This window comes from Paraburkholderia oxyphila NBRC 105797 (genome assembly GCF_000685075.1).
Classification (GTDB): Bacteria; Pseudomonadota; Gammaproteobacteria; order Burkholderiales; family Burkholderiaceae; genus Paraburkholderia; species Paraburkholderia oxyphila.
The window spans coordinates 62,841-81,722 of sequence record NZ_BAYD01000018.1 but is presented as its reverse complement, the minus strand read 5'-3'; the positions used below and the strand labels follow the sequence as shown (position 1 = coordinate 81,722).

The following is an 18,882-nucleotide window of genomic DNA, read 5'->3' as shown; positions in this document are numbered from 1 at the left end:
TTCAGCATTGCGAACCAAGTCTAACGATCTGTCTGAACATCAATCTGGAGATTAGAGGTAAAACATGCGGGCATCTCGCCTGTTTGACCGCGGGCGGTAGATATTGCCGCTACAGGCGGCGTGGCGAGGGCTGTGCGGGCGCCGACGTTGGCGATTCCCGGTTCATGGCGGCCGGGAATTCGCACGAAGGTCGGCGCGATAAAGGGCACGGATGACGCCAGGCGGCATCGATAATCGTGCGCGGGTATGCGGGTCGGAAGAGTAATCCGATTCGTCTGATTTGTCTGCCGCCGCAGCCGGAATTATAGCGAAGGTGGCAGGAGCTTGCGGTCGATGAACGACTGCAGCGCTTCGCAGAACGCATCGCGGGTATCGACTGCGGCGTTGAATCCGGCCTTGCGAAGCTTGACAGTGCTAACGAATGCCACCGGTCCCGCCGGTGCGCCGTAGGCAAACGCAAAGTCGGCATGTTGATCGCCCTGTCCGACGAATGCGCGCAGATCGCCGCTTGCAAGACCGTACCTGGCGACGATTTTCGCCCATACGTCGGCGTTCTCGCGAATGTACTGCGTCACGCTGACTGGTTCGTCGCTACCCGTTTGCACACCCAGCGTCCTGGCCATGGCGGGCCACACGCTGCGCCATTCGAAGACATCGCCGTTGGTGACGTTGAAGATCTCGTTGGCCGCTTGTGGCGCTTGCGCCGCCCACACCATGACCTGCGCGACGAGATCGGCATCGGCCATTTCCCAGACGAACGACGGGCCGCCGGGGAAGCTGAACGGCTCGCCTTTCTCGCGGCGGATAGCGGCATAGACGCCAATGGCCGGGAGCACGTTGAGCGCGCCGGGCGTCTTGCCGGTGACGAGTTGGGGGCGCAGCACGGTATAGGTGAAGCCGTGCTGCGCAGCCGTGGCGCTCACGTAGTCTTGCTGATCGAAGAAGAAGTTTGCGTGGTCATCACGCGGGTCGCTCTCGCGTGCGGGGATGGCGATGGGGTGGAGGTGGACGCCATACGCTTTCGTCCCCTGCAAAATGGACACGTGCTTGAGCGTGGACTTGCCCGCAACGAGCGGCTCGATCACGTTGCGCAGCATCGCATTGTTGATTTCGATCTGCTCGGCGTTCGACCAGCCGCTCACCAGGTCGCCCGCATTCTCGTAGATGGCCGCATACGCCACGTGCGTAATGCCGTCAAGTGCCGCGAGTGCTTCGCGGGCGGCGCTTTCGTTGCGCAGATCGACCGGGATGAACTCGAAGTCGCGGCCGCTCGGCAGTTCCGGCTTGCGCCTGGAAATGCCCACGACGTCCCAACCCGAAGAGAGAAAGGATTCAATTGCGGCCACGCCGATGAGTCCGCTGGCTCCCGCCACCAGAACCTTGTTTCCCGTGCTCATTGCTGTTCTCCATATCCGTGAATTCATTGCGGCTCAGGCCTGTCTACGCGATTCGAAAATATCGGCGTTTGCCTGAGCAATCCTTGCCGACTGGATGCCGGTCACCAGAAATGTAGTTTTGGCGGTGCTTGCCCGGTAGTAGCGGACCCGGAATCACGCTTATTCCACGCAGGCATGGACGATGGCGCCTCGAGGCGCCAGCGGGAATGACGAGGCGCGCGGCGGCGGCTTGTAAGCCCGCCGTGCGCAGCGTAGAGTCGGATGAGGACATGGCGTGGTCTGCCCGACCAGCGCCGGAGGCGATCATGCAAGGCAGTCAACTCACCGTCTACGTGGCGAACCAGCGTCATCGCGTGCGACACATGCCGGTCGTCGAGTGGATTCTCGACGAGGCGAGGCATGCCGGCATCCAGGGCGCGACGGTGGTCGACATCGCCGAAGGCGTGGACGTGAACGGCAAATACCACGCGGCGCGCTTTTTCGAGCTTGCCGAGCAATCGGTGGCCGTCTCGGTCGTCGGCGGCGACGACGCGATCGAACCGTTGCTCGCCAAACTTCACGAGGGCGGCATTCGGCTCTTTTATACGCGCGCACCGATCGAATACGACGCGCTTGGCGCGGATCAGGCGCACGATGCGGGTGAAGCGGATCAATCGCATGAACGGCGGAGGGCAATATGAACGGTTACCAGCTCACGTTCTATACCGAGCAGAACCGCCACCACGGCCATCGCACGGTTTGCGAATGGCTCCTGCACGAAGCGAAGCAACTGGGTATCCACGGCGCCACCGTGATCAACTGTGCGCAAGGCACGGGTCATGCGGGCGCGCATCACGCGGCCCATATGCTCAAGCTTGCCGATCAGCCCGTGCAGATCATCCTCGCCGCCACGGAAGACGAGGCACAGCGCATGCTCGATGTCGTCAAGGCCGCGCAGGTGCACGTGTTCTATACGCGTTCGCCGATTGAATTCGGCGTGCTGGGCGGCGACACCCCGCCCAGCGAGCACAAGCATTTTTCGCTATTCAGGCACAAGCCGCAGTGAGCCGATAAGGCGAGGCGCGCACTGCGGCTTGCCGACCTTTGCCGGCGTTTCATGAAGAAACGGGCATGGCGGCGCTCACGGTCGCAATGCCGAGCACCGTCATGAGCAGCGACGCGCACACGTGAATTGCGATCTCCGCGGCGGCCCAGCCGGCGCGCCCCTCCTGAATGTGGGCGACGACTTCGGCGGAGAACGTGGAGAACGTCGACAGCCCGCCCATGAGGCCCGTGATCACGAACAAGCGCCATTCGCCGGGGATTTCGGGGAGCCGCGCGAAAAAGGCCACGGCCACGCCAATCACGTAGCCGGCGATCACATTGGCTGCAAACGTTCCAAGGGGAAGTTCGGGAAAGACACCGTTCAGGCGCAGGCCGAGGAACCAGCGCAACAGTGAACCCAGTGCGCCGCCAATGGCAACGGCAATGACGGCAAGTACCGGCTGAACCATGTTGACGCCCCTGTGTGTGCATACCCGTAGCGAGACGGGCAGCTTCGCTGCGCATGCGCTCGGGTTGGTCACAGGCATCATCAGCTCGGTATGAGCGGTTAAAGGAGAATGCCATCTCCAGGCACGCAGTGTATCAGGCGAGGGCGCCATGCCGCGCGAATTTCTTCCGCGCGTGTATTGAGTTCCGCTATTCAAGAGCCATACTGGTATCCACATGCAGAGCCAAAACCGGAGGACTGCCATGCCGACCTATCAGTACCGCTGCGAAAAGTGCGGAGAAACGTTCGAGAGTGTCGAGCATCTAGCCGAGCATCAAGGGGCGCATCCACGCTGCCCGCACTGCGGAAGCGAGCAGGTTCAGCATGTGCCTACAACATTCGTGCCCAAGACTTCGAGAAAAAGCTGACCTCGCCGCCCTGGCGGCGATTTCCGGTCAGCGGGCGGCCAGCATGCGGCCCCCGAGCGCGATCAATAGCAAACCGGCGGCGGTTTCGAGCGCCGCCTTGCGTCGATAGAGCGTCTGACGAACGGTGGGGTGAGACGCGAGCAGCGCCATCGCGCAGTACCACGCGCCCGAGATGCCGATCGAGAGACCGATCACGGCGATGTCGAGCCAGGCGCTCGCGTGCGCGGGCACCATCACCGCGAAAATGCTCCCATAGAAGGCGATGGCTTTCGGATTCGTCATGCTGACGAGATAGCCTTTCTTCGCGGCGGCCCAGCCCGAAGTCTCGGTGATGTCCGCAACGGGCAACGGTTGCCGCGCGGTGCGGATCATTTTGATGCCCAGCCAGATCAGATAGAGGGCGCCGGCCAGCCGGATTGCGGCATTGACCCATGCGACATGCGTGACGATCAGGCTGAGCCCCGCGATCGCGATCAGCGCCCAGGTGCCGGACGCCGCCGCAAGGCCCAGGCCGGTCATGACGCCCGCGTATCTCGACGCTACCGCAGTGGACGTGACGATCAAAAAGTTGGGGCCGGGGCTTGCGACGCTCAGGAAGAGGACGCCTGCGAGCGCAAGCAAAATATTGGCGGACTGGGGCATGTCGTTTCCGTGGTGCGCTGGGCGGGACGTGAGTTGACGGGACGTTGCGGCTTCTATCATACCCGCGAGTTCTGGACGTGCTTCGGCGCAGCGCTATCGCATGCCCCGGCGATAAGACAAAGTTGTGCGCGCAACGAATCGGGTTGTCCCGCAATTGCGGCGTGTGTAACCGCTGCACCGCGCGAAGCTACGAAAGCGCGCGCAACTGCTGGCGCAGCCGGTCGACTTCGCCGGGGGCGAATGGCTCCTCGATTTCGGCATGCGTCTGTTCCCACACAGGAAATGCCTGGGCGAGCAGCCGGTGGCCATCGGGCGTCAGGCTCAGCAGGCGGCTGCGCTTGTCCTCCGGATCCAGCTCGATGCGCACGAGGCCCCGGCGCTCGAGCGGCTTGAGCGCGGCCGTCAGGGTGGTGCGGTCCATCGCCAGCAGCGCCGACACGTCTTTCATCGCCGGCGGCTGCGGCCGATTGAGCGACATCAGCAGCGAGAACTGGCCGTTCGTGAGATCGAGCGGACGCAAGGCTTCGTCGAAAATCCGCGCAAGGTTGCGCGCCGCCCGCTGCATATGCAGACACAGGCAGCAGTCACGCACCATGAGCGTGGTATCGAAGGGCAGTTTCTTTGCGGATGACATGTTGCAATTATGTTGATATCAACCTATATTGTCAAGGCCGGGCGAGCAGCATCCCGTTGCTCCCCTCATCAGGCGGAGGTTGCATGAGCGATCAGAAACTGTTTCTCGCCGTTTTCCTCGGTAGCAAGGACAACCCGCGCTCGCAGGCGTGGTGGGCGCTTCCCGAAGAAACGCGGGCCGAGCGCGCGCGGGAGGGCATCGCCGCGTGGAAGGCATGGGTGGAAGACCACAAGGCCGATATCGTCGATCTCGGCGGGCCGCTCGGCAAGACCAAGAGCATCGGCGAGGAGGGCATCGAGGATACGGCCAATGCGCTCACGGGCTTTACGGTCGTGCGCGCCGCTTCACATGAAGAGGCGGCCAAATTGTTCGAACGCCATCCGCATTTCACGATCTTCCCTGGCGATTCGATCGAAGTGATGCCCGTTCTGCCGATCCCGGGCGGCTGAGTGGAGCGGCCTGCCGGATAGCGGGCGCCGCGCGCCGGGAACTTGCCGCTGCCCGCAGCGGAGATGTTTTTCGACAGTTTGGAGGATCGTGATGAAGCTTTACGGATTTTCTGGAACCCGTTCGCAACGCGCGCTCTGGGGGCTGAAGGAAGTCGACGCCGATTTCGAGTTCATATCGGTCAACCTGCTCGAGGGCGAGCACAAAAGGCCGGAATTCCTGCGGCTGAACCCGGCGGGCAAGGTTCCCGTGCTGGTCGACGGCGACCAGGTCATCCCCGAATCGGCGGCAATCGTGCTGTACCTCGCGGACAAATATCCGGAGAAAGGGCTGCTGCCCACCGATCTCGAAGAGCGGGCGCAGGTGTATCGCTGGACCCTGTTCGCGGTGACGGAGCTCGAACAACCGCTTTGGCGCATCACGCGGCACAGCTTCCTCTACCCGCCGGACAAGCGCCTGCCCGGCGATATCGAACTCGCGCGCGCCGATTTTCTAACGATGGCAGCGATACTCGACAAGCATCTCGAAGGGCGCGAGTTCATTGTCGGCGACAGGCTCACGGTGGCCGACTGCGTGACGGCCTATCTGATGGACTGGGCCAACGAAGTGCGGCTGATCGATACATTCCCGCGTTTGCAGGCCTATCTCGAACGTCTCTACGCACGCCCGGAAGCGCCGCAGCGTATCGCCGACGCGCGCAAGGCGGCGTGATATCGGCTGCGTGCGGCATGCGTTTCGCCGCTCAACCACCCGCGATCAGCTTGCAGCGCGCTGCCTTCACGTCGGCGAGGTGCGCCTCGTCCCAGTCGTGGAGGCCCGCGCCGCTGCGCACGTGAATGTTATTCGTCAGCATGGAGTTATATATTTGAAAACAGTCGGGCGGTGTCTCGCGCGATGGCAACTTTGGCCGAACAATGGCAATGTGTCGGCAGAGCGGTCGGGATCCGTGTCGTTTGATCCGTTTCAACATGTCACCGTGCAAGGATATTTGCGCTCGCCGCGCCGAGGAGATGAACATGACGGCCCACGACTTTGCCGAGTTTTCCTGGGACGAACAGGCAGACGTCAAGGCGGTACTGACAAGCCGGGGCTTCGCGCTCGGCGAGTTCAGGATCACGGACAAGGACGAGGGGCCGGCCGATGGGGGAAAAGGGGCCATCCGGCAGATTTCCGTGACACGGCTTACCAATGGCAAGACCGAAGTCTACGACACCGACCACTTTGCCCCGTGGATCACCGATTTCGATGAGGCGCTGCTGGCGGGGAAATTCGACGACTGAGATTGCAACGTTCACAATCGCCGGCGCGCGCTGTGGGCGCGTGCCTGCCATGCTACGATCGGCTCGAATCCACTTCTATCCGGGCGAGCCATGGCGACGTTGTACGACTTGCTGGGCGTACGCGACGACGCGAACGACGAGGAACTCAAGCGCGCTTACCGGCGCTCCGCAATGAAAGCGCACCCTGACCGCAATGTGGGGCGCGAAGCGTCGGCGCACGCGCAGTTTCAGGCGATCAAGGAGGCGTACGCGATCCTTTCCGACCCCGTGCAGCGCCGCGTCTACGACGCGGTGTATGCCGAGGAAATGGGGCGTCTTTCCCGCGAGCACGAGGAAGCCGCGCGTGCGCAGGCGGCGCGCGAGGCCGAGTATGCGCGGCACGTGTCCGTCGCGATGCGCTTTGCCGAGCAGGGGCACAATCGCGACGTCGTGTTCGGCGTGCTGCTCGGGCGCGATTGTGAAGCGCAACTCGCCGCGCGCATCGCCGATGGTGCGCTCGAACTGCATCTGTCGCGCCAGGCGAAGACCGCATCGAACGAGCATGGGGCGGGTGCCACGCCGGACGATGCCGTGGAGGCGCAAGAGGAAAATCCGCAAGCCGCCCCGGAGCGCGCGCGCAGTGAGGAGCCTCATGCGAGCACCGAGCGCGCTCAGGCGAACTTCTTCAGCACACTCTGGCACGGGATGTTCGGCTTGCACCCTTGAGCCCGCATGAATGGCCGCGCGAATGCGGGGATCTGGAGCCCCAGGCACAGCCAGCGCGCGCAGTCTTGAACCCCCGTTGCGATGGCCTATATTGAACGTCGACACTCGAATGCGGGGGGACCAGGCCATGTGCAATATATTGGGGTATCCGAATCAATACCGGGGTTCGGGGCGCAGGCAGTTTCTCAAGCTGGCAGGTACGGCCGCGGTAGTTGGCCTGGCTACGGGGCCGCTCGCCACGCCACCCGCGCGCGCCGATGCGCTGACCAAGGCGCAACGCGAGAAGATGACGCCCGAACAGATCATCGACGTGATGAAGCAGGGCAACGCGCGCTTCCAGCACGGCGAACGCACGGCGCGCAATTACTTGCGAGAGCAAAGGGCGAGTGCGAGTGGTCAGTATCCCGCGGCGGTTTTGCTCAGTTGCATCGACTCGCGAGCGCCTGCGGAAGTCATCATGGATCTCGGCATTGGCGATATCTTCAATTGCCGTGTGGCCGGCAATGTCGAGAACAACGACATTCTGGGCAGCATGGAGTTCGCGTGCAAGCTCGCCGGTGCAAAGGTCATCGTCGTGATGGGGCATACGGCCTGCGGCGCCATCAAGGGCGCCATTGCCAACGTCGAACTCGGCAATCTCACCGGATTGCTGGAGCGGATCAAGCCTGCCGTGCAGGCAACGACCTATGAAGGCGATCGCTCCGCGTCGAACTACACATTCGTCAACGCCGTGGCGCGCAAGAATGTCGAGATGACCCTCGCCAATATTCGTCAGAACAGTCCTGTGCTCGCCGAACTGGAGACCCAGGGGACGATCAAGATCGTTGGCGCGATGTACAACCTCGGAACCGGCGCCGTGGAGTTCTTCGGTTGACGATGCCGGTATCGGAGCCTCGTTCGGCCTCGCGTCGTTCAAGGCATCGCATGTCCGCCTTGCACGGTTTGCGCGTTTCCGGCGCAATATAGACGTGCGGCAAGCGCGCAAGGCAACGGGGAGGCGGACATGGAAAACTTCACCAGGCTGGAGTTGTTTTGCCGGCTATTCCTCGGGCTCTTCGTGGGTTTCTTTTGCGTCACCGCCGCGCTTTTCGTGCGTTACAAGGTGGCGAGTCCGCTTGTGCAAATCCCCGCCGTGCAGTTGAAAAGCGCGACGCAAACCGTGGCGGGCGGCGCACCGTCAAAACCACTCGCACCCGTCGCCAAATTGCGCCCCGCAATGCCATCGCTGAAACCCGAGGAAAGAATACTCATCACCTCGTCCACTTCCACGCTCGTCGCGTTCATTGCGGCTGTCGTGGCCAACCTCCTGAGCTGGCGAAAGGGCAAGCGTGGGCGGCGGCCAAAAGAAAGCCGCGCGCCGTCCACGCGTCGCTCGACCTGAAGCGCGTGTCAAGGGAGCTTGCCAAGCATCGCGCTGAATTCGTCCTTGTTGAAGGCGCGCAGAGTGTGTGTGCGGATATTGCCTGCGGAGCCGAGTGCGAGGCCGAATGCCATGAATGCCGCTTCATCGGCGGCTTCGATAATCGTGACAATGTCATATTGACCCAGCGTCCAGTAAATCTGCTTCATCTCGCAGCCATAGGCCTTGGCTAGTTCCGCGGCTTGGCCGGCGCGCTGCGCGCTGTTTTTGACCGTGCGAATACCTTGATCCGTGAATTCTGCGAGCACCACGTATGTCGCCATAGCGATTCTCCTTACCAAAGTTACCCAAGCGGCTCATGCTCCATGGCCGCTACGCACCGGCGGCCGGCCGGATGTTCTGGTTGCAGTTGAAGAGATTGTGCGGGTCATAGCGGGTCTTGACCGCAATGAGGCGTTCCATGTTCGGACCATAAGCGGCGGCCACGCGCGCGTGCTCTTCTTCGGTCAGGAAGTTCACATACACACTGCCCAGCGCATAAGGCGCCGATGCCTCGAAGAAGTCGCGCGCCCAGCCAATGCAGCGCTCGTCGTCGGCGGGCTCGGTCCAGCGGCCATGCACGTTCATCACGTACAGGGCGTCGCGATTCGGATAGGCCGTGGCGTCCGGCGCCACACGCATGGTTGCGCCGCCGATCATGCCGAAGAAGATTTCGCACTGTGGTGAAGGCAAGGTGCCGATTGCTGCAGTCAGGGCGTCGATCAGGCCGTCCGGTATCTCGGCGAGATTGTGCGACTTCCAGTAATTGCGCTCGCCCGGCGTGAGCAGCGGATCGAAGGCCTTTTGCCATGCCGCATAGGGCATCGGACCGAGATGCTCGCCGCAGGTTGGGCCAAAGTTACGCACCGGTTCGACGGCGGCCGGCCCGTTTTCCAGCGGCCCGTTGTAGCAGATCGCGAAGACGATGACGGGCGTGCCGTGCACGCTGGCGGGCAGGAAGGGCAGCGGCGGCGCGAGACGCAGCACGCTCCACACGGTCAGTTCGTCGGGCATGCTGGCCGCGGCCTCGCGGTATCTCACCAAGGCGTCTTTTGCAGCCGAGAGGGGCAGCACGACCAGCCCGCCGTAGACTTCGGGGCCGAGCGGGTGGACCGCGAACTCGAACATCGTCACCACGCCGAAGTTGCCGCCGCCGCCTCGGATGGCCCAGAAGAGATCGTCGTGCTCATTGGCGCTGGCGCGCAACAAGGTGCCGTCGGCGCTCACGACGTCGGCCGCCAGCAGATTATCGACGGTCATGCCAAAGCGCCGGCTGAGCCAGCCGAATCCGCCGCCGAGCGTGAGCCCGGCAACGCCCGTGGTCGAATTGATGCCCAGCGGCGTGGCGAGACCGAGCGCCTGCGCTTCGTGATCGAAGTCGCCCAGCTTCGCGCCGGGTTCGACATAGGCGCGCTGCGTGGTCGGCTCGACCCGCACCGATTTCATCTGCGACAAGTCGATTACGAGCCCGCCGTCGCAGATCGCGCTGCCGGCAATATTGTGGCCGCCGCCGCGCACGGCGATCTTCAGACCCGCGTCGCGGGCGAACGTCACGGCATGGCGCACGTCGGCACAGCCCTGGCAACGTACGATCACCGCGGGACGGCGGTCGATCATGGCGTTCCAGATCTGGCGGGCTTCGTCGTAGCCCGCGTCCGCCGGCAGCAGCACTTGACCGCGCAGCGCGCCTCTCAATGTTTCGATGGAATCGCTCGACAGGCTGGACATCGCACACCTCTCATTCAGGCCGTTCGCGAATACCGCATGGCGTGGTCCAGTGGCGCGGGGCAGCGCAACAGACCTGTCCGGAGTCATGCGCCGGGCAATCGATGCGGGACACGAGACGCAAATCTCGCAGGGAAAGCGGGAAGAATCAGGCTTTCGTGAAGGCAGCCTGCCAGCCGGGGCGGGCGTTGCTGCGCAACCCGGCCGACGCATGTTTCGAAAGGGGGCGGGGCTGTATCAGGTTGCCGGACAACCCTGATTGATTAGCAATCCATAATTGTTATGAAGAATGTCCGGCTGAAGCGGGCGCGGCGCGTGTTGCGGATGCTGGGCCGGCGTCGTCTCCTCGATATTTTAGCAAGCCGAATGCAGGGAATCTAAAATTTGTTCGCATGCTTCGGTAATTTTGCGGACATGCATGTAACTGACTAACGAGGAGTTCAGGGCCTGTTATTCGCGTGAACAGGCCCTGGCCATGGATCGGGGCTGAATCATCCAAAAAAACGCACCCATACCACGCGAATCCGGCGCGCGCGGTCCTCGAGCAGGAAGGACGCCGCGAGCGCGAACAATCCCGACATGGCGCCCGTGAGGAGGTGTTCGAGAACGTGATTGTGATAGTGGCTCGTGTGAGACAAGGCGTCGCCTAACGCAGTCAGGCAGCCGATCACGAGAGCATTGCCGTATCGATTCTCGTACAACTTCGCCGCCGGCGTGAAGGTGAGCAGCACGGCCAGCGCGCCGGTGATGACCCCCGTCCTGAATGCGATGGCCCAGTGGACGACGCTCAGGATATTGGCCCAGCTCCCTGGCATGCAGGTCATGCATGCGCTGGTCGGCTGCCAGAAACGCTGGACAAACAGCTTGATGCGGCGGCTCTGCCATTCGCTTGTCATAACGCACTCCCCGATGGGCGGCATGAGGTTCTGGCGAGATTCTACCTTGCGCCCGGCTGCACCAAAATGGACCCGTGGTATGTCCAATCCCATTGCCTAAAATGAAATGGCGCGCGGGGCCGGACCGGGACGACGCCTTACCTCGCGCGCATGTCCGGAAACGTTGACTCGCACAGGGGAGCCGTCATGGCCGGCCAGGCCGGCACGCGCCATGCTCCCCATGCAATTCTTTAACGGAGGTCACATGAACGCAAGCAACAAGGGCGACGTGAGCGCATTCGTGCATACGGCCGAGCGGACGGGCGGCTGGGTCTGGGTCATCTCGCTGGTCGACTTTGCCGCGCGAGACGTGCGGCGCATCTTCGTATCCGACGAGACCTACACCAATCAGCGTGCGGCGAAAGACGCGGGCGATGCCCGCCTCGAAGCGCTCGCGCATGACCAGTAGTCGCGCCGGGAGAACCCCATGTCCAGTCCCACAGGACCCTCGGCACCCGAGGTGGCCATCGACGCCGGCAGTTATCGCGTGACGCGGCCCGAAAACCCTCAACAGGTCATCGATCTGTTGCGCAAGCACAAGATCGAGATCGTCGACCTCAAATTCACCGATCTGCCCGGTCTCTGGCAGCACTTCTCCATCACGTTGCCCGAGGTGCACGAAGGTCTCTTTGCCGACGGCATAGGCTTCGACGGGTCGTCGATTCGCGGCTTCCAGGAAATTCAGGAATCCGATATGTTGCTGAAGCCCGATCCCACAACCGCTTTCGTCGACCCCGTTAGCGACACGCCCACGCTCTCGCTGATCTGCGACGTGGTCGATCCCGTGCTGCATGGGCCGTATTCGCGCGATCCGCGCTACATCGCGAAGAAGGCCGAAGCGTATCTGCGGCAGACCGGCATTGCCAGGACGTGCTACTTCGGGCCCGAGCTCGAGTTCTTCATCTTCGATTCGATCCGTTTTGGCCAGGACGCGCACAGCGGCTACTACTATGTCGACTCCGCGGAAGGGGACTGGAATACCGGCAGCGACGAAGGCGCATTCGGCGGCGGCAATCTCGGCTACAAATCGCGCTACAAGGAGGGCTACTTCCCGGTGCCGCCGCATGACACGCTGCAGGACATTCGCTCGGAGATCGTGCTCTTGCTGCTGCAGGCCGGCGTGCAGGTGGAAGTGCATCACCACGAGGTGGCGACGGCGGGGCAGAACGAAATCGACATGCGCTTTTCCACGCTCACGCGCATGGCCGACAACGTGATGATCTACAAGTACATTTGCAAGAACGTGGCGCGCCAGCACGGCAAGGTGGCGACCTTCATGCCCAAGCCGCTCTTTGCCGACAACGCGAGCGGCATGCACTGCCACCAGAGCCTCTGGAACGATAGCGAAAATCTGTTCTACGACGCCCACGGCTGGGCGCTCACCTCGGCGCTGTGCCGCTGGTACATCGGCGGCCTGCTCAAGCATGCGCCGGCGCTGATGGCCTTGTGCGCACCCACCACGAATTCCTATAAGCGCCTCGTGCCCGGCTACGAGGCGCCCGTGAATCTGGCGATGTCACAACGCAACCGCTCGGCGGCCGCGCGCATTCCTGCGTACTCCGATTCGCCCAATGCGCGGCGGGTCGAGTTCCGCTGTCCCGATCCCTCGGCCAATGCTTACCTCGCATTCGCGGCGATGCTGATGGCGGGGCTCGACGGCATCGAAAACAAGACGGACCCCGGCGATCCACTCGACGTCAACATTTACGATCTGCCGCCCGAGAAAGCAAAGAACGTGCGCCAGGTGCCGGGTTCTCTCGACGAAGCGCTCAAGGCGCTCGAGGCCGACAACGAGTTCCTGCGCAGAGGCGACGTCTTCACCGAAGACGTGATCGATACCTGGCTCGAGTACAAGCGCAAGCGCGAGATCGACGCGGTCAGAATCCGGCCGCATCCATGGGAGTTCTATCTGTACTTCGACGTTTGATGCTGCGCCAGAACGGGGAGGTTTAGCGGCGGCGGCGCGTACGGCCGCCGCGTCGATACGAACACACCCCGGTGCAGCCCACCGTCCACGCGTACAAGCGCGCTTACGGGAAAATCGGCGTCGTGGGCTCGGCGCCTTCCGGATCCGCCCTTGGAACATGCTTCGCGACCGTTTGCGCGATTTCTTCCTCGCGCGAGGCGGGCACGTCGGCCATGATCAGGAATTGCCCGTTGCGGATGGCCTCGCGAAAGCGTTCGAGCCGCGCGTTCGGCTCGTCCACGCCGATCATGGCGGCCGTCCACGCGCCGAAGCCCGCGCCCGCCAACGTCAAGGCCACGACCGCGCCGCCGCCGATCACGAGCTCCGCGGGCGGAAAGACCAGCGCCGCGAGGCCCATAATGGCGCCGGCCGCGCCGCCCAACGCCACGCCGCGTTCGAGCGCGTGCACGACGTCGCTGCTTTGCAGCAACGAGGCGCCGGGCAATTCATCGAGCTGGACTGTGTGGTTCGCGAGCACGTGCAGATGCCGCCAGGTGATGCGTGCCAGCAGCAGGTCGTCCACGACGGCCCTGGCCGTGGGGATATCAGGTGCCAGGAAATAAAGACGTCTCATGTTGGCTCCCTACGCTCGAGCGAGTGTGCGCCACGCGGCAATATTTCATGTTACGCCTGCTGCAGCGAAGTGGCGCGTCGTACCTTGCGCGGGGCGCAGCGGTTGAATTTACCTGGCCAGGCGGCATCGCTACGGTACAACTCCGCGCGCAACTGCATCACGGACGTGTAGGATAGAAAGCGTCGTGCCAATCAGCACAGGTGCCCCATGACCTCAAACTCTCGTGAGTCTCACAATGCCGATGCCGAGGCGCTGGCTACCCTCGCTGAATATCTCGAGCTGCTGCTGGACCGGGGGCAGAGCCTGATTCTGGTTCGCAGCCACGCGGAGAGCAGCGACATCTTCCTCGGCGACGCGAGCGAGCCCGAGGAGGGCTGGACTCGCCACGGCGCGATTCGAAACGCGATGGCGAGCGCCGTGCTGGGCGTCACCCAGTCCGGCTTTAACGAGCTCACCATCGGCGGGCAAACTTACCGCTTCGTGCGGGCGTTCACGCAAGTCGCCAACCAGGGCGCCGTGGTTTTTAGCGCTGCATAGCGATCGCATCGCGCAAGCACACCCCCGCGAGAAGACCTACGATATTTGAAAACACCAAGGAGGCCGTCATGACCACGGCTGCCAGTTTTCAAATCGGCTACACGCAGTATCTCGGCCCCGACGGCGAGCCCGTTCATCCGCTGCCGTCCTTCGCGAGCGATCCCCTGGCGCTCCTGCCGCTCTATCGCGCCATGCTGTTGACGAGGGCGTTCGACACCAAGGCGGTGGCCCTGCAACGTACGGGCCAGCTTGGCACCTTTGCTTCGTCGGTGGGCCAGGAGGCGATCGGCGTGGGCGTGGCCAGCGCGATGCGGCCCGAAGACGTGCTGTTTCCTTCCTATCGCGACCACGCGGCCCAATTGCTGCGCGGCGTCACGATGACCGAAAGCCTGCTCTACTGGGGCGGCGACGAGCGTGGCAGCGACTTCAGCGTGCCGCGTCTGGACTTTCCGAACTGCGTGCCGATCGGCACGCAGGTTTGCCATGCGGCCGGCGCCGCCTATGCGTTCCAGCTGCGCAAGGAGCCGCGCGTCGCGGTGGCGATTTTCGGCGATGGCGCCACCTCCAAGGGCGACTTCTACGAGGCGATGAACTTTGCGGGCGCGTGGCAGGCGCCGCTCGTGCTCGTCATCAACAACAACCAGTGGGCGATTTCGCTGCCGCGCAGCCAGCAGAGCGCGGCGCGTACGCTCGCACAAAAGGCGGTCGCGGCGGGCATCGACGGCGTGCAGGTCGACGGCAACGACGTGATTGCCGTGCATCACGTGGTGGCGGCGGCGCTCGCGAAGGCGCGGCGCGGCGACGGTCCCACGCTGATCGAAGCGCTCAGCTATCGGCTGGGTGACCACACGACGGCCGACGACGCCACCCGCTATCGCGACGCCGAGGTGCTCAGCCAGCAGTGGGAATTCGAGCCGCTGCGCCGCTTGCGGTCGTACCTGATGCGCATGAAGGTGCTGGACAAGGCGCAGGACGAGCAGCTCGGCAAGGCGTGTCATGCCCAGGTCGAGCAGGCGGTCGAGGCGTATCTCGCGGTCGCGCCGCCGGACGTGGCGTCGATGTTCGATCATCTCTTCGAGGTCTTGCCGCTCGCGATGCGCGAGCAACTGGCGATGGCCCAGCGCTTCGCTCAGGCTGCGTCCGTTGCGGAGAACGGCCATGGCTGACTTGAACATGGTCGAGGCGATCAATCTCGCGCTCGCCTGGGCGCTCGAGCACGACCCCGAGGTCGTGCTGCTCGGCGAGGACATCGGCGTGAACGGCGGCGTGTTTCGCACCACGGCGGGCTTGCAGGCGCGCTTTGGCGCGCAGCGCGTGATCGATACACCGCTCGCGGAAACGGCGATCGGCGGCACGGCGGTCGGCATGGCTGCCATGGGGCTGAAGCCGGTTGCCGAGATTCAGTTCAGCGGCTTCATTTATCCGGCCATCGATCACGTGCTGAACCATGCGTCGCGTTTGCGGCACAGGACGCGCGGCAGGCTCAGCTGTCCGCTCGTGATCCGGTCGCCATGCGGCGCGGGCATCCACGCGCCCGAGCACCACTCCGAAAGCCCCGAAGCCTTGTTTGCGCACATTCCGGGCTTGCGCGTCGTGACGCCGTCGTCGCCCGCGCGTGCCTATGGGCTGCTGCTGGCGGCCATCCGCGACCCGGACCCGGTGATGTTCTTCGAGCCCACGCGCCTCTACCGTCTCTTCAGGCAGTCCGTGGAGGACAACGGCGAGGCGCTGCCGCTCGACTGCTGTTATGTGCTGCGCGACGGCACGGACGTGACGCTCGTGAGCTGGGGCGGCGCGCTTCAGGAAGCGCTTGCGGCCGCCGATCTGCTCGCGCAGGAGGGCGTGAGCGCGGAAGTGATCGACGTGGCCACGCTCAAGCCGCTCGACATGGAGACAATTCTTGCCTCGGTGGCCAAAACGGGGCGCTGCGTGATCGTGCACGAAGGCTCACGCACAGGCGGCGTGGGCGCGGAGATTGCCGCCGGTATCGCGGAGCGCGGCCTGTATTCGCTGCTCGCGCCGGTGCAGCGCGTGACGGGTTATGACGTGGTGGTTCCGCTCTACAGACTCGAAAGTCACTACATGCCGGGCACCACGCGCATCGTCGCGGCGGTCAGGCAAGCGCTGGAGGCGCAGTGAAACCATGAAGATCTTCAAGCTGCCCGATCTGGGCGAGGGCCTCCAGGAAGCGGAAATCGTCGAATGGCACGTCAAGAGCGGGGACGAGATTCGCGCGGACCAGCCGCTCGTTTCGGTCGAGACGGCCAAGGCGATCGTCGAGATTCCATCGCCGCAATCGGGCCGCGTTGCGAAGCTGTTCGGCAAGCCCGGCGACATCGTGCATCTGGGAGCGCCGCTGGTTGCGTTCGAAGGCGATAGCGCGGGCGCCGAGGACGCCGATGCCGGCACGGTGGTCGGCCACATGGAAGTGGGCCGGCAACTGGTGCAGGAGGCGCCGGCTGCGCTCGGCGGCGGCACGGGGGCAGGGCATGGCGCCATCAAGGCGATGCCCGCGGTGCGGGCGCTTGCGCGCAAGCTCGACATCGATCTCGCGATGGTGACGCCTTCGGGACCCGAGGGCGTCATCACGGCGGCCGACGTGCAGCGCGCGGCCAAGCTGCTCGCCGAGCTCGGTCCGCCCGAAGTGCTGCGCGGCGTGCGCCGTGCGATGGCGCACAACATGGCGCGCGCCCAGAACGAAGTGGCGGCCGCAACCGTCATCGACGATGCCGACATTTACGCGTGGCCGCCCCATACCGACGTGACGATCCGTCTGGTCCGCGCGCTGGTGGCCGGGTGCCATGTGGAGCCGGGGCTGAACGCATGGTTCGACGCGAAGATGGAGCGCCGCCACGTGGTCGCGAAAATCGATCTTGGCATTGCCGTCGATCTACCGGACGGCTTGTTCGTGCCGGTGCTGCGCGATGTTGCGCATCGCGATTCGGCCGGCCTGCGCGCCGGGCTCGACCGCATGCGCGCCGATATTCGCGCGCGCAAGATTCCGCCCGAGGAAATGCGCGGCAATACGATCACGTTGTCGAACTTCGGCATGATCGCCGGTAAATATGCGGCGCCCGTGGTGGTGCCGCCCACGGTTGCGATCCTTGGCGCGGGACGCATCCACGATCAGGTCGTGGCGCACGAGGGCGCGCCCGCCGTGCACCGGATCTTGCCGCTGAGCCTCACATTCGATCATCGGGTGGTCACGGGCGGGGAGGCCGCGCGTTTTCTGCGCGCCGTCATCAAGGACCTCGAGTTGCCGCAATAGCGATGGCACGCGAGGCGTCTGCCGCTAGAATGGCCATCGCCGGCGCCGCGTTGCGCACCGGCGCTTGCCGAATTTTTTTGCCATAGCCTCATCGATCCACGCGTGAAGACCTCTACCCTCGAACAACTGCGCGACGGGCAACTCGCCGGCGCACGACAGCTCAAGCTCGCTTGCGGGTTGAGCGAATTTCCGCGCGAGATCTTCGACCTCGCCGACACGCTCGAAGTGCTCGACCTCTCCGGCAATGCGCTCACCGCGCTGCCGGACGATTTGCCGAAGTTGCGCAAGCTGCGCATTCTGTTCGCCTCGAATAACTCGTTCACCGAGTTGCCGGCCGTGCTCGGCGACTGCGAATCGCTGAGCATGGTGGGCTTCAAGGCGAACCGGATCCAGCACGTTCCGGCGCGCGCGCTGCCGTTGCCATTGCGCTGGCTGATCCTGACCGACAACGCCATCGAAACGCTGCCGGCGGAGATCGGCGAGCGGCCGAATCTGCAGAAGCTGATGCTGGCGGGCAACCGGCTGCGCGCGCTGCCCGAGACCATGGCGGCATTGAACCGCCTGGAACTGCTGCGCATTTCCGCGAACCATCTCGACGCGTTGCCCGAGTGGCTGCTGCGCCTGCCGCGGCTTGCGTGGCTCGCCTGCGCCGGCAATCCGCTGAACGCCGCGCGCGAGCGGGCGGCATTGGCGAATGCGCCGGTGCCCGATATCGACTGGCATACGCTCGCGCTCGGGCAAGCGTTGGGCGAGGGCGCATCGGGCGTGATTCACCGCGCGACGCGTCTGCTGCGCGACGGGCATCCGGCCGAGGCCGTTGCCGTCAAGCTGTTCAAGGGGGCCGTGACGAGCGATGGTTTGCCGGACCTCGAAATGGCCGCCTGTCTGCAAGCCGGCGCGCACCCGAATCTCATTCCTGTGCTCGGCAAGATCACCGGGCATCCGCTCGACGAGCATGGCCTCGTGATGGCGTTGATCGATCCGGCGTTCCGCAATCTCGCGGGGCCGCCGAGCCTCGACTCGTGCACGCGCGACGTGTATGCGGACGACGTGCGGTTCGATCGGCCGATTGCCTTGCGGATCGCGCGAGGGATGGCGTCGGCGGCGCGGCATCTGCACCGGCGCGGGATCATGCACGGCGATCTGTATGCGCACAACATCCTGCATGACGGTGCGGGGCACGTGTTGCTCGGCGATTTTGGCGCGGCGTCGTTTCATGATGCAGCCGATGGTGCACAGGCGCAGGCGCTCGAGCGGATCGAAGTGCGCGCGTTCGGTTGCCTGCTCGAAGAGCTCGTGCAACGCCTGGCCGGGCAAGTGGGTGACCGCTCCGTTGAGTTCGACGCGCTGATTGCGGACTGTCTCGGCGAGCATGTCGAGATGCGGCCATTGTTCGATGAGATCGTCGAGCGGCTGGATGCGTTGGGCGACTGAGCGGAGTCTGGCGGACTGGGCTTGCATTACGCCGCTTGTG

General features: G+C 64.0%; 24 protein-coding genes and 1 riboswitch. Of the genes, 16 read left to right on the top strand and 8 right to left on the bottom strand.

Annotated elements, in window-relative coordinates; translation table 11 throughout:
* Nucleotides 1-302: 302 nt before the first annotated feature.
* On the bottom strand, nt 303-1,397 hold the full coding sequence (locus BO1_RS14495; RefSeq protein WP_028218161.1) for an SDR family oxidoreductase: 1,095 nt from the start codon (nt 1,395-1,397) through the stop codon (nt 303-305).
* Between the two features lie 305 nt (nt 1,398-1,702).
* Here BO1_RS14495 and BO1_RS51125 point away from each other — a divergent pair, with 305 nt between their 5' ends.
* Nucleotides 1,703-2,077 (top strand): DUF190 domain-containing protein, encoded by a 375-nt coding sequence (locus BO1_RS51125; RefSeq protein ID WP_043284873.1) that lies wholly within the window; start codon nt 1,703-1,705, stop codon nt 2,075-2,077.
* Nucleotides 2,074-2,442 carry a DUF190 domain-containing protein gene (locus tag BO1_RS14485; RefSeq protein ID WP_028218160.1) on the top strand — a complete coding sequence of 123 codons (369 nt, stop codon included), beginning with the start codon at nt 2,074-2,076 and terminating at the stop codon, nt 2,440-2,442. Before BO1_RS51125 ends, BO1_RS14485 begins: the two co-directional genes overlap by 4 nt.
* A gap of 49 nt (nt 2,443-2,491) precedes the next feature.
* Here the strand turns inward: BO1_RS14485 and crcB are convergent, their stop codons facing one another.
* Complete coding sequence (crcB, locus tag BO1_RS14480; RefSeq protein WP_028218159.1) at nt 2,492-2,890, bottom strand: fluoride efflux transporter CrcB; 399 nt, start codon at nt 2,888-2,890, stop codon at nt 2,492-2,494.
* Between the two features lie 64 nt (nt 2,891-2,954).
* Nucleotides 2,955-3,018, bottom strand: a riboswitch (Fluoride riboswitch).
* An 86-nt stretch (nt 3,019-3,104) separates the two neighbouring features.
* Between crcB and BO1_RS57525 the strand changes: the two genes are divergently transcribed.
* A complete protein-coding gene (locus tag BO1_RS57525) occupies nt 3,105-3,296 on the top strand; it encodes an FmdB family zinc ribbon protein (RefSeq protein ID WP_407669948.1) in 192 nt (63 codons plus the stop codon).
* A gap of 27 nt (nt 3,297-3,323) precedes the next feature.
* Here the strand turns inward: BO1_RS57525 and BO1_RS14470 are convergent, their stop codons facing one another.
* Together BO1_RS14470 and BO1_RS14465 are read right to left on the bottom strand one after the other, a co-directional pair.
* Nucleotides 3,324-3,938, bottom strand: coding sequence for a LysE family translocator (locus tag BO1_RS14470; RefSeq protein WP_028218157.1), 615 nt, complete (start codon nt 3,936-3,938; stop codon nt 3,324-3,326).
* A 187-nt stretch (nt 3,939-4,125) separates the two neighbouring features.
* A complete protein-coding gene (locus tag BO1_RS14465) occupies nt 4,126-4,572 on the bottom strand; it encodes a MarR family winged helix-turn-helix transcriptional regulator (protein ID WP_028218156.1) in 447 nt (148 codons plus the stop codon).
* A gap of 83 nt (nt 4,573-4,655) precedes the next feature.
* On the opposite strand from BO1_RS14465, the gene BO1_RS14460 reads away from it, so the two are divergent.
* The 6 genes from BO1_RS14460 to BO1_RS14430 all read left to right on the top strand — a co-directional run bounded on the left by BO1_RS14460 (nt 4,656) and on the right by BO1_RS14430 (nt 8,385).
* Nucleotides 4,656-5,021 carry a YciI family protein gene (locus BO1_RS14460; RefSeq protein WP_028218155.1) on the top strand — a complete coding sequence of 122 codons (366 nt, stop codon included), beginning with the start codon at nt 4,656-4,658 and terminating at the stop codon, nt 5,019-5,021.
* 91 nt (nt 5,022-5,112) lie between these two features.
* Nucleotides 5,113-5,730 (top strand): glutathione S-transferase family protein, encoded by a 618-nt coding sequence (locus BO1_RS14455; RefSeq protein WP_028218154.1) that lies wholly within the window; start codon nt 5,113-5,115, stop codon nt 5,728-5,730.
* A gap of 305 nt (nt 5,731-6,035) precedes the next feature.
* Nucleotides 6,036-6,299, top strand: a complete 264-nt coding sequence (locus BO1_RS14445; RefSeq protein WP_028218153.1) for a hypothetical protein — start codon at nt 6,036-6,038, stop codon at nt 6,297-6,299.
* A 90-nt stretch (nt 6,300-6,389) separates the two neighbouring features.
* Nucleotides 6,390-7,004, top strand: coding sequence for a J domain-containing protein (locus BO1_RS14440; protein ID WP_043284870.1), 615 nt, complete (start codon nt 6,390-6,392; stop codon nt 7,002-7,004).
* 127 nt (nt 7,005-7,131) lie between these two features.
* Nucleotides 7,132-7,878 carry a carbonic anhydrase family protein gene (locus BO1_RS14435; protein WP_028218151.1) on the top strand — a complete coding sequence of 249 codons (747 nt, stop codon included), beginning with the start codon at nt 7,132-7,134 and terminating at the stop codon, nt 7,876-7,878.
* 129 nt (nt 7,879-8,007) lie between these two features.
* Nucleotides 8,008-8,385, top strand: coding sequence for a hypothetical protein (locus BO1_RS14430; RefSeq protein WP_028218150.1), 378 nt, complete (start codon nt 8,008-8,010; stop codon nt 8,383-8,385).
* Nucleotides 8,386-8,393: 8 nt separating this feature from the next.
* Here the strand turns inward: BO1_RS14430 and BO1_RS14425 are convergent, their stop codons facing one another.
* From BO1_RS14425 to BO1_RS14415, 3 genes are all read right to left on the bottom strand, one after another.
* Entirely contained in the window at nt 8,394-8,687 is a 294-nt protein-coding gene (locus BO1_RS14425; protein ID WP_028218149.1) for a GYD domain-containing protein, read from the bottom strand.
* Nucleotides 8,688-8,736: 49 nt separating this feature from the next.
* Nucleotides 8,737-10,131, bottom strand: a complete 1,395-nt coding sequence (locus BO1_RS14420; protein ID WP_028218148.1) for an FAD-binding oxidoreductase — start codon at nt 10,129-10,131, stop codon at nt 8,737-8,739.
* 488 nt (nt 10,132-10,619) lie between these two features.
* Nucleotides 10,620-11,024 (bottom strand): hypothetical protein, encoded by a 405-nt coding sequence (locus BO1_RS14415; protein WP_028218147.1) that lies wholly within the window; start codon nt 11,022-11,024, stop codon nt 10,620-10,622.
* A gap of 244 nt (nt 11,025-11,268) precedes the next feature.
* Here BO1_RS14415 and BO1_RS14410 point away from each other — a divergent pair, with 244 nt between their 5' ends.
* Both BO1_RS14410 and glnA read left to right on the top strand, forming a co-directional pair.
* Nucleotides 11,269-11,472: a hypothetical protein gene (locus BO1_RS14410; RefSeq protein ID WP_028218146.1), complete on the top strand. Its 204-nt coding sequence runs from the start codon at nt 11,269-11,271 to the stop codon at nt 11,470-11,472.
* A gap of 18 nt (nt 11,473-11,490) precedes the next feature.
* On the top strand, nt 11,491-12,990 hold the full coding sequence (glnA, locus tag BO1_RS14405) for a type I glutamate--ammonia ligase (protein ID WP_028218145.1): 1,500 nt from the start codon (nt 11,491-11,493) through the stop codon (nt 12,988-12,990).
* A gap of 103 nt (nt 12,991-13,093) precedes the next feature.
* On the opposite strand, the gene BO1_RS14400 is transcribed toward glnA, so the two are convergent.
* The gene (locus BO1_RS14400; protein WP_028218144.1) at nt 13,094-13,603 is read right to left on the bottom strand and encodes a hypothetical protein; all 510 of its coding nucleotides are present in this window, start codon (nt 13,601-13,603) and stop codon (nt 13,094-13,096) included.
* A 207-nt stretch (nt 13,604-13,810) separates the two neighbouring features.
* Here BO1_RS14400 and BO1_RS14395 point away from each other — a divergent pair, with 207 nt between their 5' ends.
* The 5 genes from BO1_RS14395 to BO1_RS14375 all read left to right on the top strand — a co-directional run bounded on the left by BO1_RS14395 (nt 13,811) and on the right by BO1_RS14375 (nt 18,842).
* The gene (locus tag BO1_RS14395) at nt 13,811-14,140 is read left to right on the top strand and encodes a hypothetical protein (protein WP_028218143.1); all 330 of its coding nucleotides are present in this window, start codon (nt 13,811-13,813) and stop codon (nt 14,138-14,140) included.
* Nucleotides 14,141-14,208: 68 nt separating this feature from the next.
* A complete protein-coding gene (gene pdhA / locus BO1_RS14390) occupies nt 14,209-15,306 on the top strand; it encodes a pyruvate dehydrogenase (acetyl-transferring) E1 component subunit alpha (protein ID WP_028218142.1) in 1,098 nt (365 codons plus the stop codon).
* Nucleotides 15,299-16,279 carry an alpha-ketoacid dehydrogenase subunit beta gene (locus tag BO1_RS14385; RefSeq protein ID WP_028218141.1) on the top strand — a complete coding sequence of 327 codons (981 nt, stop codon included), beginning with the start codon at nt 15,299-15,301 and terminating at the stop codon, nt 16,277-16,279. The genes pdhA and BO1_RS14385 overlap by 8 nt, the downstream gene beginning before the upstream one ends.
* 4 nt (nt 16,280-16,283) lie before the next feature.
* Nucleotides 16,284-17,408, top strand: a complete 1,125-nt coding sequence (locus BO1_RS14380) for a dihydrolipoamide acetyltransferase family protein (RefSeq protein WP_028218140.1) — start codon at nt 16,284-16,286, stop codon at nt 17,406-17,408.
* Between the two features lie 102 nt (nt 17,409-17,510).
* On the top strand, nt 17,511-18,842 hold the full coding sequence (locus tag BO1_RS14375) for a leucine-rich repeat-containing protein kinase family protein (protein ID WP_043284868.1): 1,332 nt from the start codon (nt 17,511-17,513) through the stop codon (nt 18,840-18,842).
* The last annotated feature ends 40 nt before the right edge of the window (nt 18,843-18,882 follow it).

Excerpts from the sequence above, each read along its gene's own strand:
- BO1_RS14425 (WP_028218149.1), bottom strand. The coding sequence starts at position 8,687 with ATGGCGACATACGTGGTGCTCGCAGAATTCACGGATCAAGGTATTCGC.
- BO1_RS14470 (WP_028218157.1), bottom strand. The coding sequence starts at position 3,938 with ATGCCCCAGTCCGCCAATATTTTGCTTGCGCTCGCAGGCGTCCTCTTC.
- BO1_RS57525 (WP_407669948.1), top strand. The coding sequence starts at position 3,105 with ATGCAGAGCCAAAACCGGAGGACTGCCATGCCGACCTATCAGTACCGC.
- BO1_RS14430 (WP_028218150.1), top strand. The coding sequence starts at position 8,008 with ATGGAAAACTTCACCAGGCTGGAGTTGTTTTGCCGGCTATTCCTCGGG.
- BO1_RS14435 (WP_028218151.1), top strand. The coding sequence starts at position 7,132 with ATGTGCAATATATTGGGGTATCCGAATCAATACCGGGGTTCGGGGCGC.
- BO1_RS14385 (WP_028218141.1), top strand. The coding sequence starts at position 15,299 with ATGGCTGACTTGAACATGGTCGAGGCGATCAATCTCGCGCTCGCCTGG.
- BO1_RS14495 (WP_028218161.1), bottom strand. The coding sequence starts at position 1,397 with ATGAGCACGGGAAACAAGGTTCTGGTGGCGGGAGCCAGCGGACTCATC.
- BO1_RS14445 (WP_028218153.1), top strand. The coding sequence starts at position 6,036 with ATGACGGCCCACGACTTTGCCGAGTTTTCCTGGGACGAACAGGCAGAC.
- BO1_RS14440 (WP_043284870.1), top strand. The coding sequence starts at position 6,390 with ATGGCGACGTTGTACGACTTGCTGGGCGTACGCGACGACGCGAACGAC.
- BO1_RS14485 (WP_028218160.1), top strand. The coding sequence starts at position 2,074 with ATGAACGGTTACCAGCTCACGTTCTATACCGAGCAGAACCGCCACCAC.
- BO1_RS51125 (WP_043284873.1), top strand. The coding sequence starts at position 1,703 with ATGCAAGGCAGTCAACTCACCGTCTACGTGGCGAACCAGCGTCATCGC.
- BO1_RS14380 (WP_028218140.1), top strand. The coding sequence starts at position 16,284 with ATGAAGATCTTCAAGCTGCCCGATCTGGGCGAGGGCCTCCAGGAAGCG.
- glnA (WP_028218145.1), top strand. The coding sequence starts at position 11,491 with ATGTCCAGTCCCACAGGACCCTCGGCACCCGAGGTGGCCATCGACGCC.
- BO1_RS14465 (WP_028218156.1), bottom strand. The coding sequence starts at position 4,572 with ATGTCATCCGCAAAGAAACTGCCCTTCGATACCACGCTCATGGTGCGT.
- crcB (WP_028218159.1), bottom strand. The coding sequence starts at position 2,890 with ATGGTTCAGCCGGTACTTGCCGTCATTGCCGTTGCCATTGGCGGCGCA.
- BO1_RS14400 (WP_028218144.1), bottom strand. The coding sequence starts at position 13,603 with ATGAGACGTCTTTATTTCCTGGCACCTGATATCCCCACGGCCAGGGCC.
- pdhA (WP_028218142.1), top strand. The coding sequence starts at position 14,209 with ATGACCACGGCTGCCAGTTTTCAAATCGGCTACACGCAGTATCTCGGC.
- BO1_RS14455 (WP_028218154.1), top strand. The coding sequence starts at position 5,113 with ATGAAGCTTTACGGATTTTCTGGAACCCGTTCGCAACGCGCGCTCTGG.
- BO1_RS14420 (WP_028218148.1), bottom strand. The coding sequence starts at position 10,131 with ATGTCCAGCCTGTCGAGCGATTCCATCGAAACATTGAGAGGCGCGCTG.
- BO1_RS14410 (WP_028218146.1), top strand. The coding sequence starts at position 11,269 with ATGAACGCAAGCAACAAGGGCGACGTGAGCGCATTCGTGCATACGGCC.
- BO1_RS14415 (WP_028218147.1), bottom strand. The coding sequence starts at position 11,024 with ATGACAAGCGAATGGCAGAGCCGCCGCATCAAGCTGTTTGTCCAGCGT.
- BO1_RS14460 (WP_028218155.1), top strand. The coding sequence starts at position 4,656 with ATGAGCGATCAGAAACTGTTTCTCGCCGTTTTCCTCGGTAGCAAGGAC.
- BO1_RS14395 (WP_028218143.1), top strand. The coding sequence starts at position 13,811 with ATGACCTCAAACTCTCGTGAGTCTCACAATGCCGATGCCGAGGCGCTG.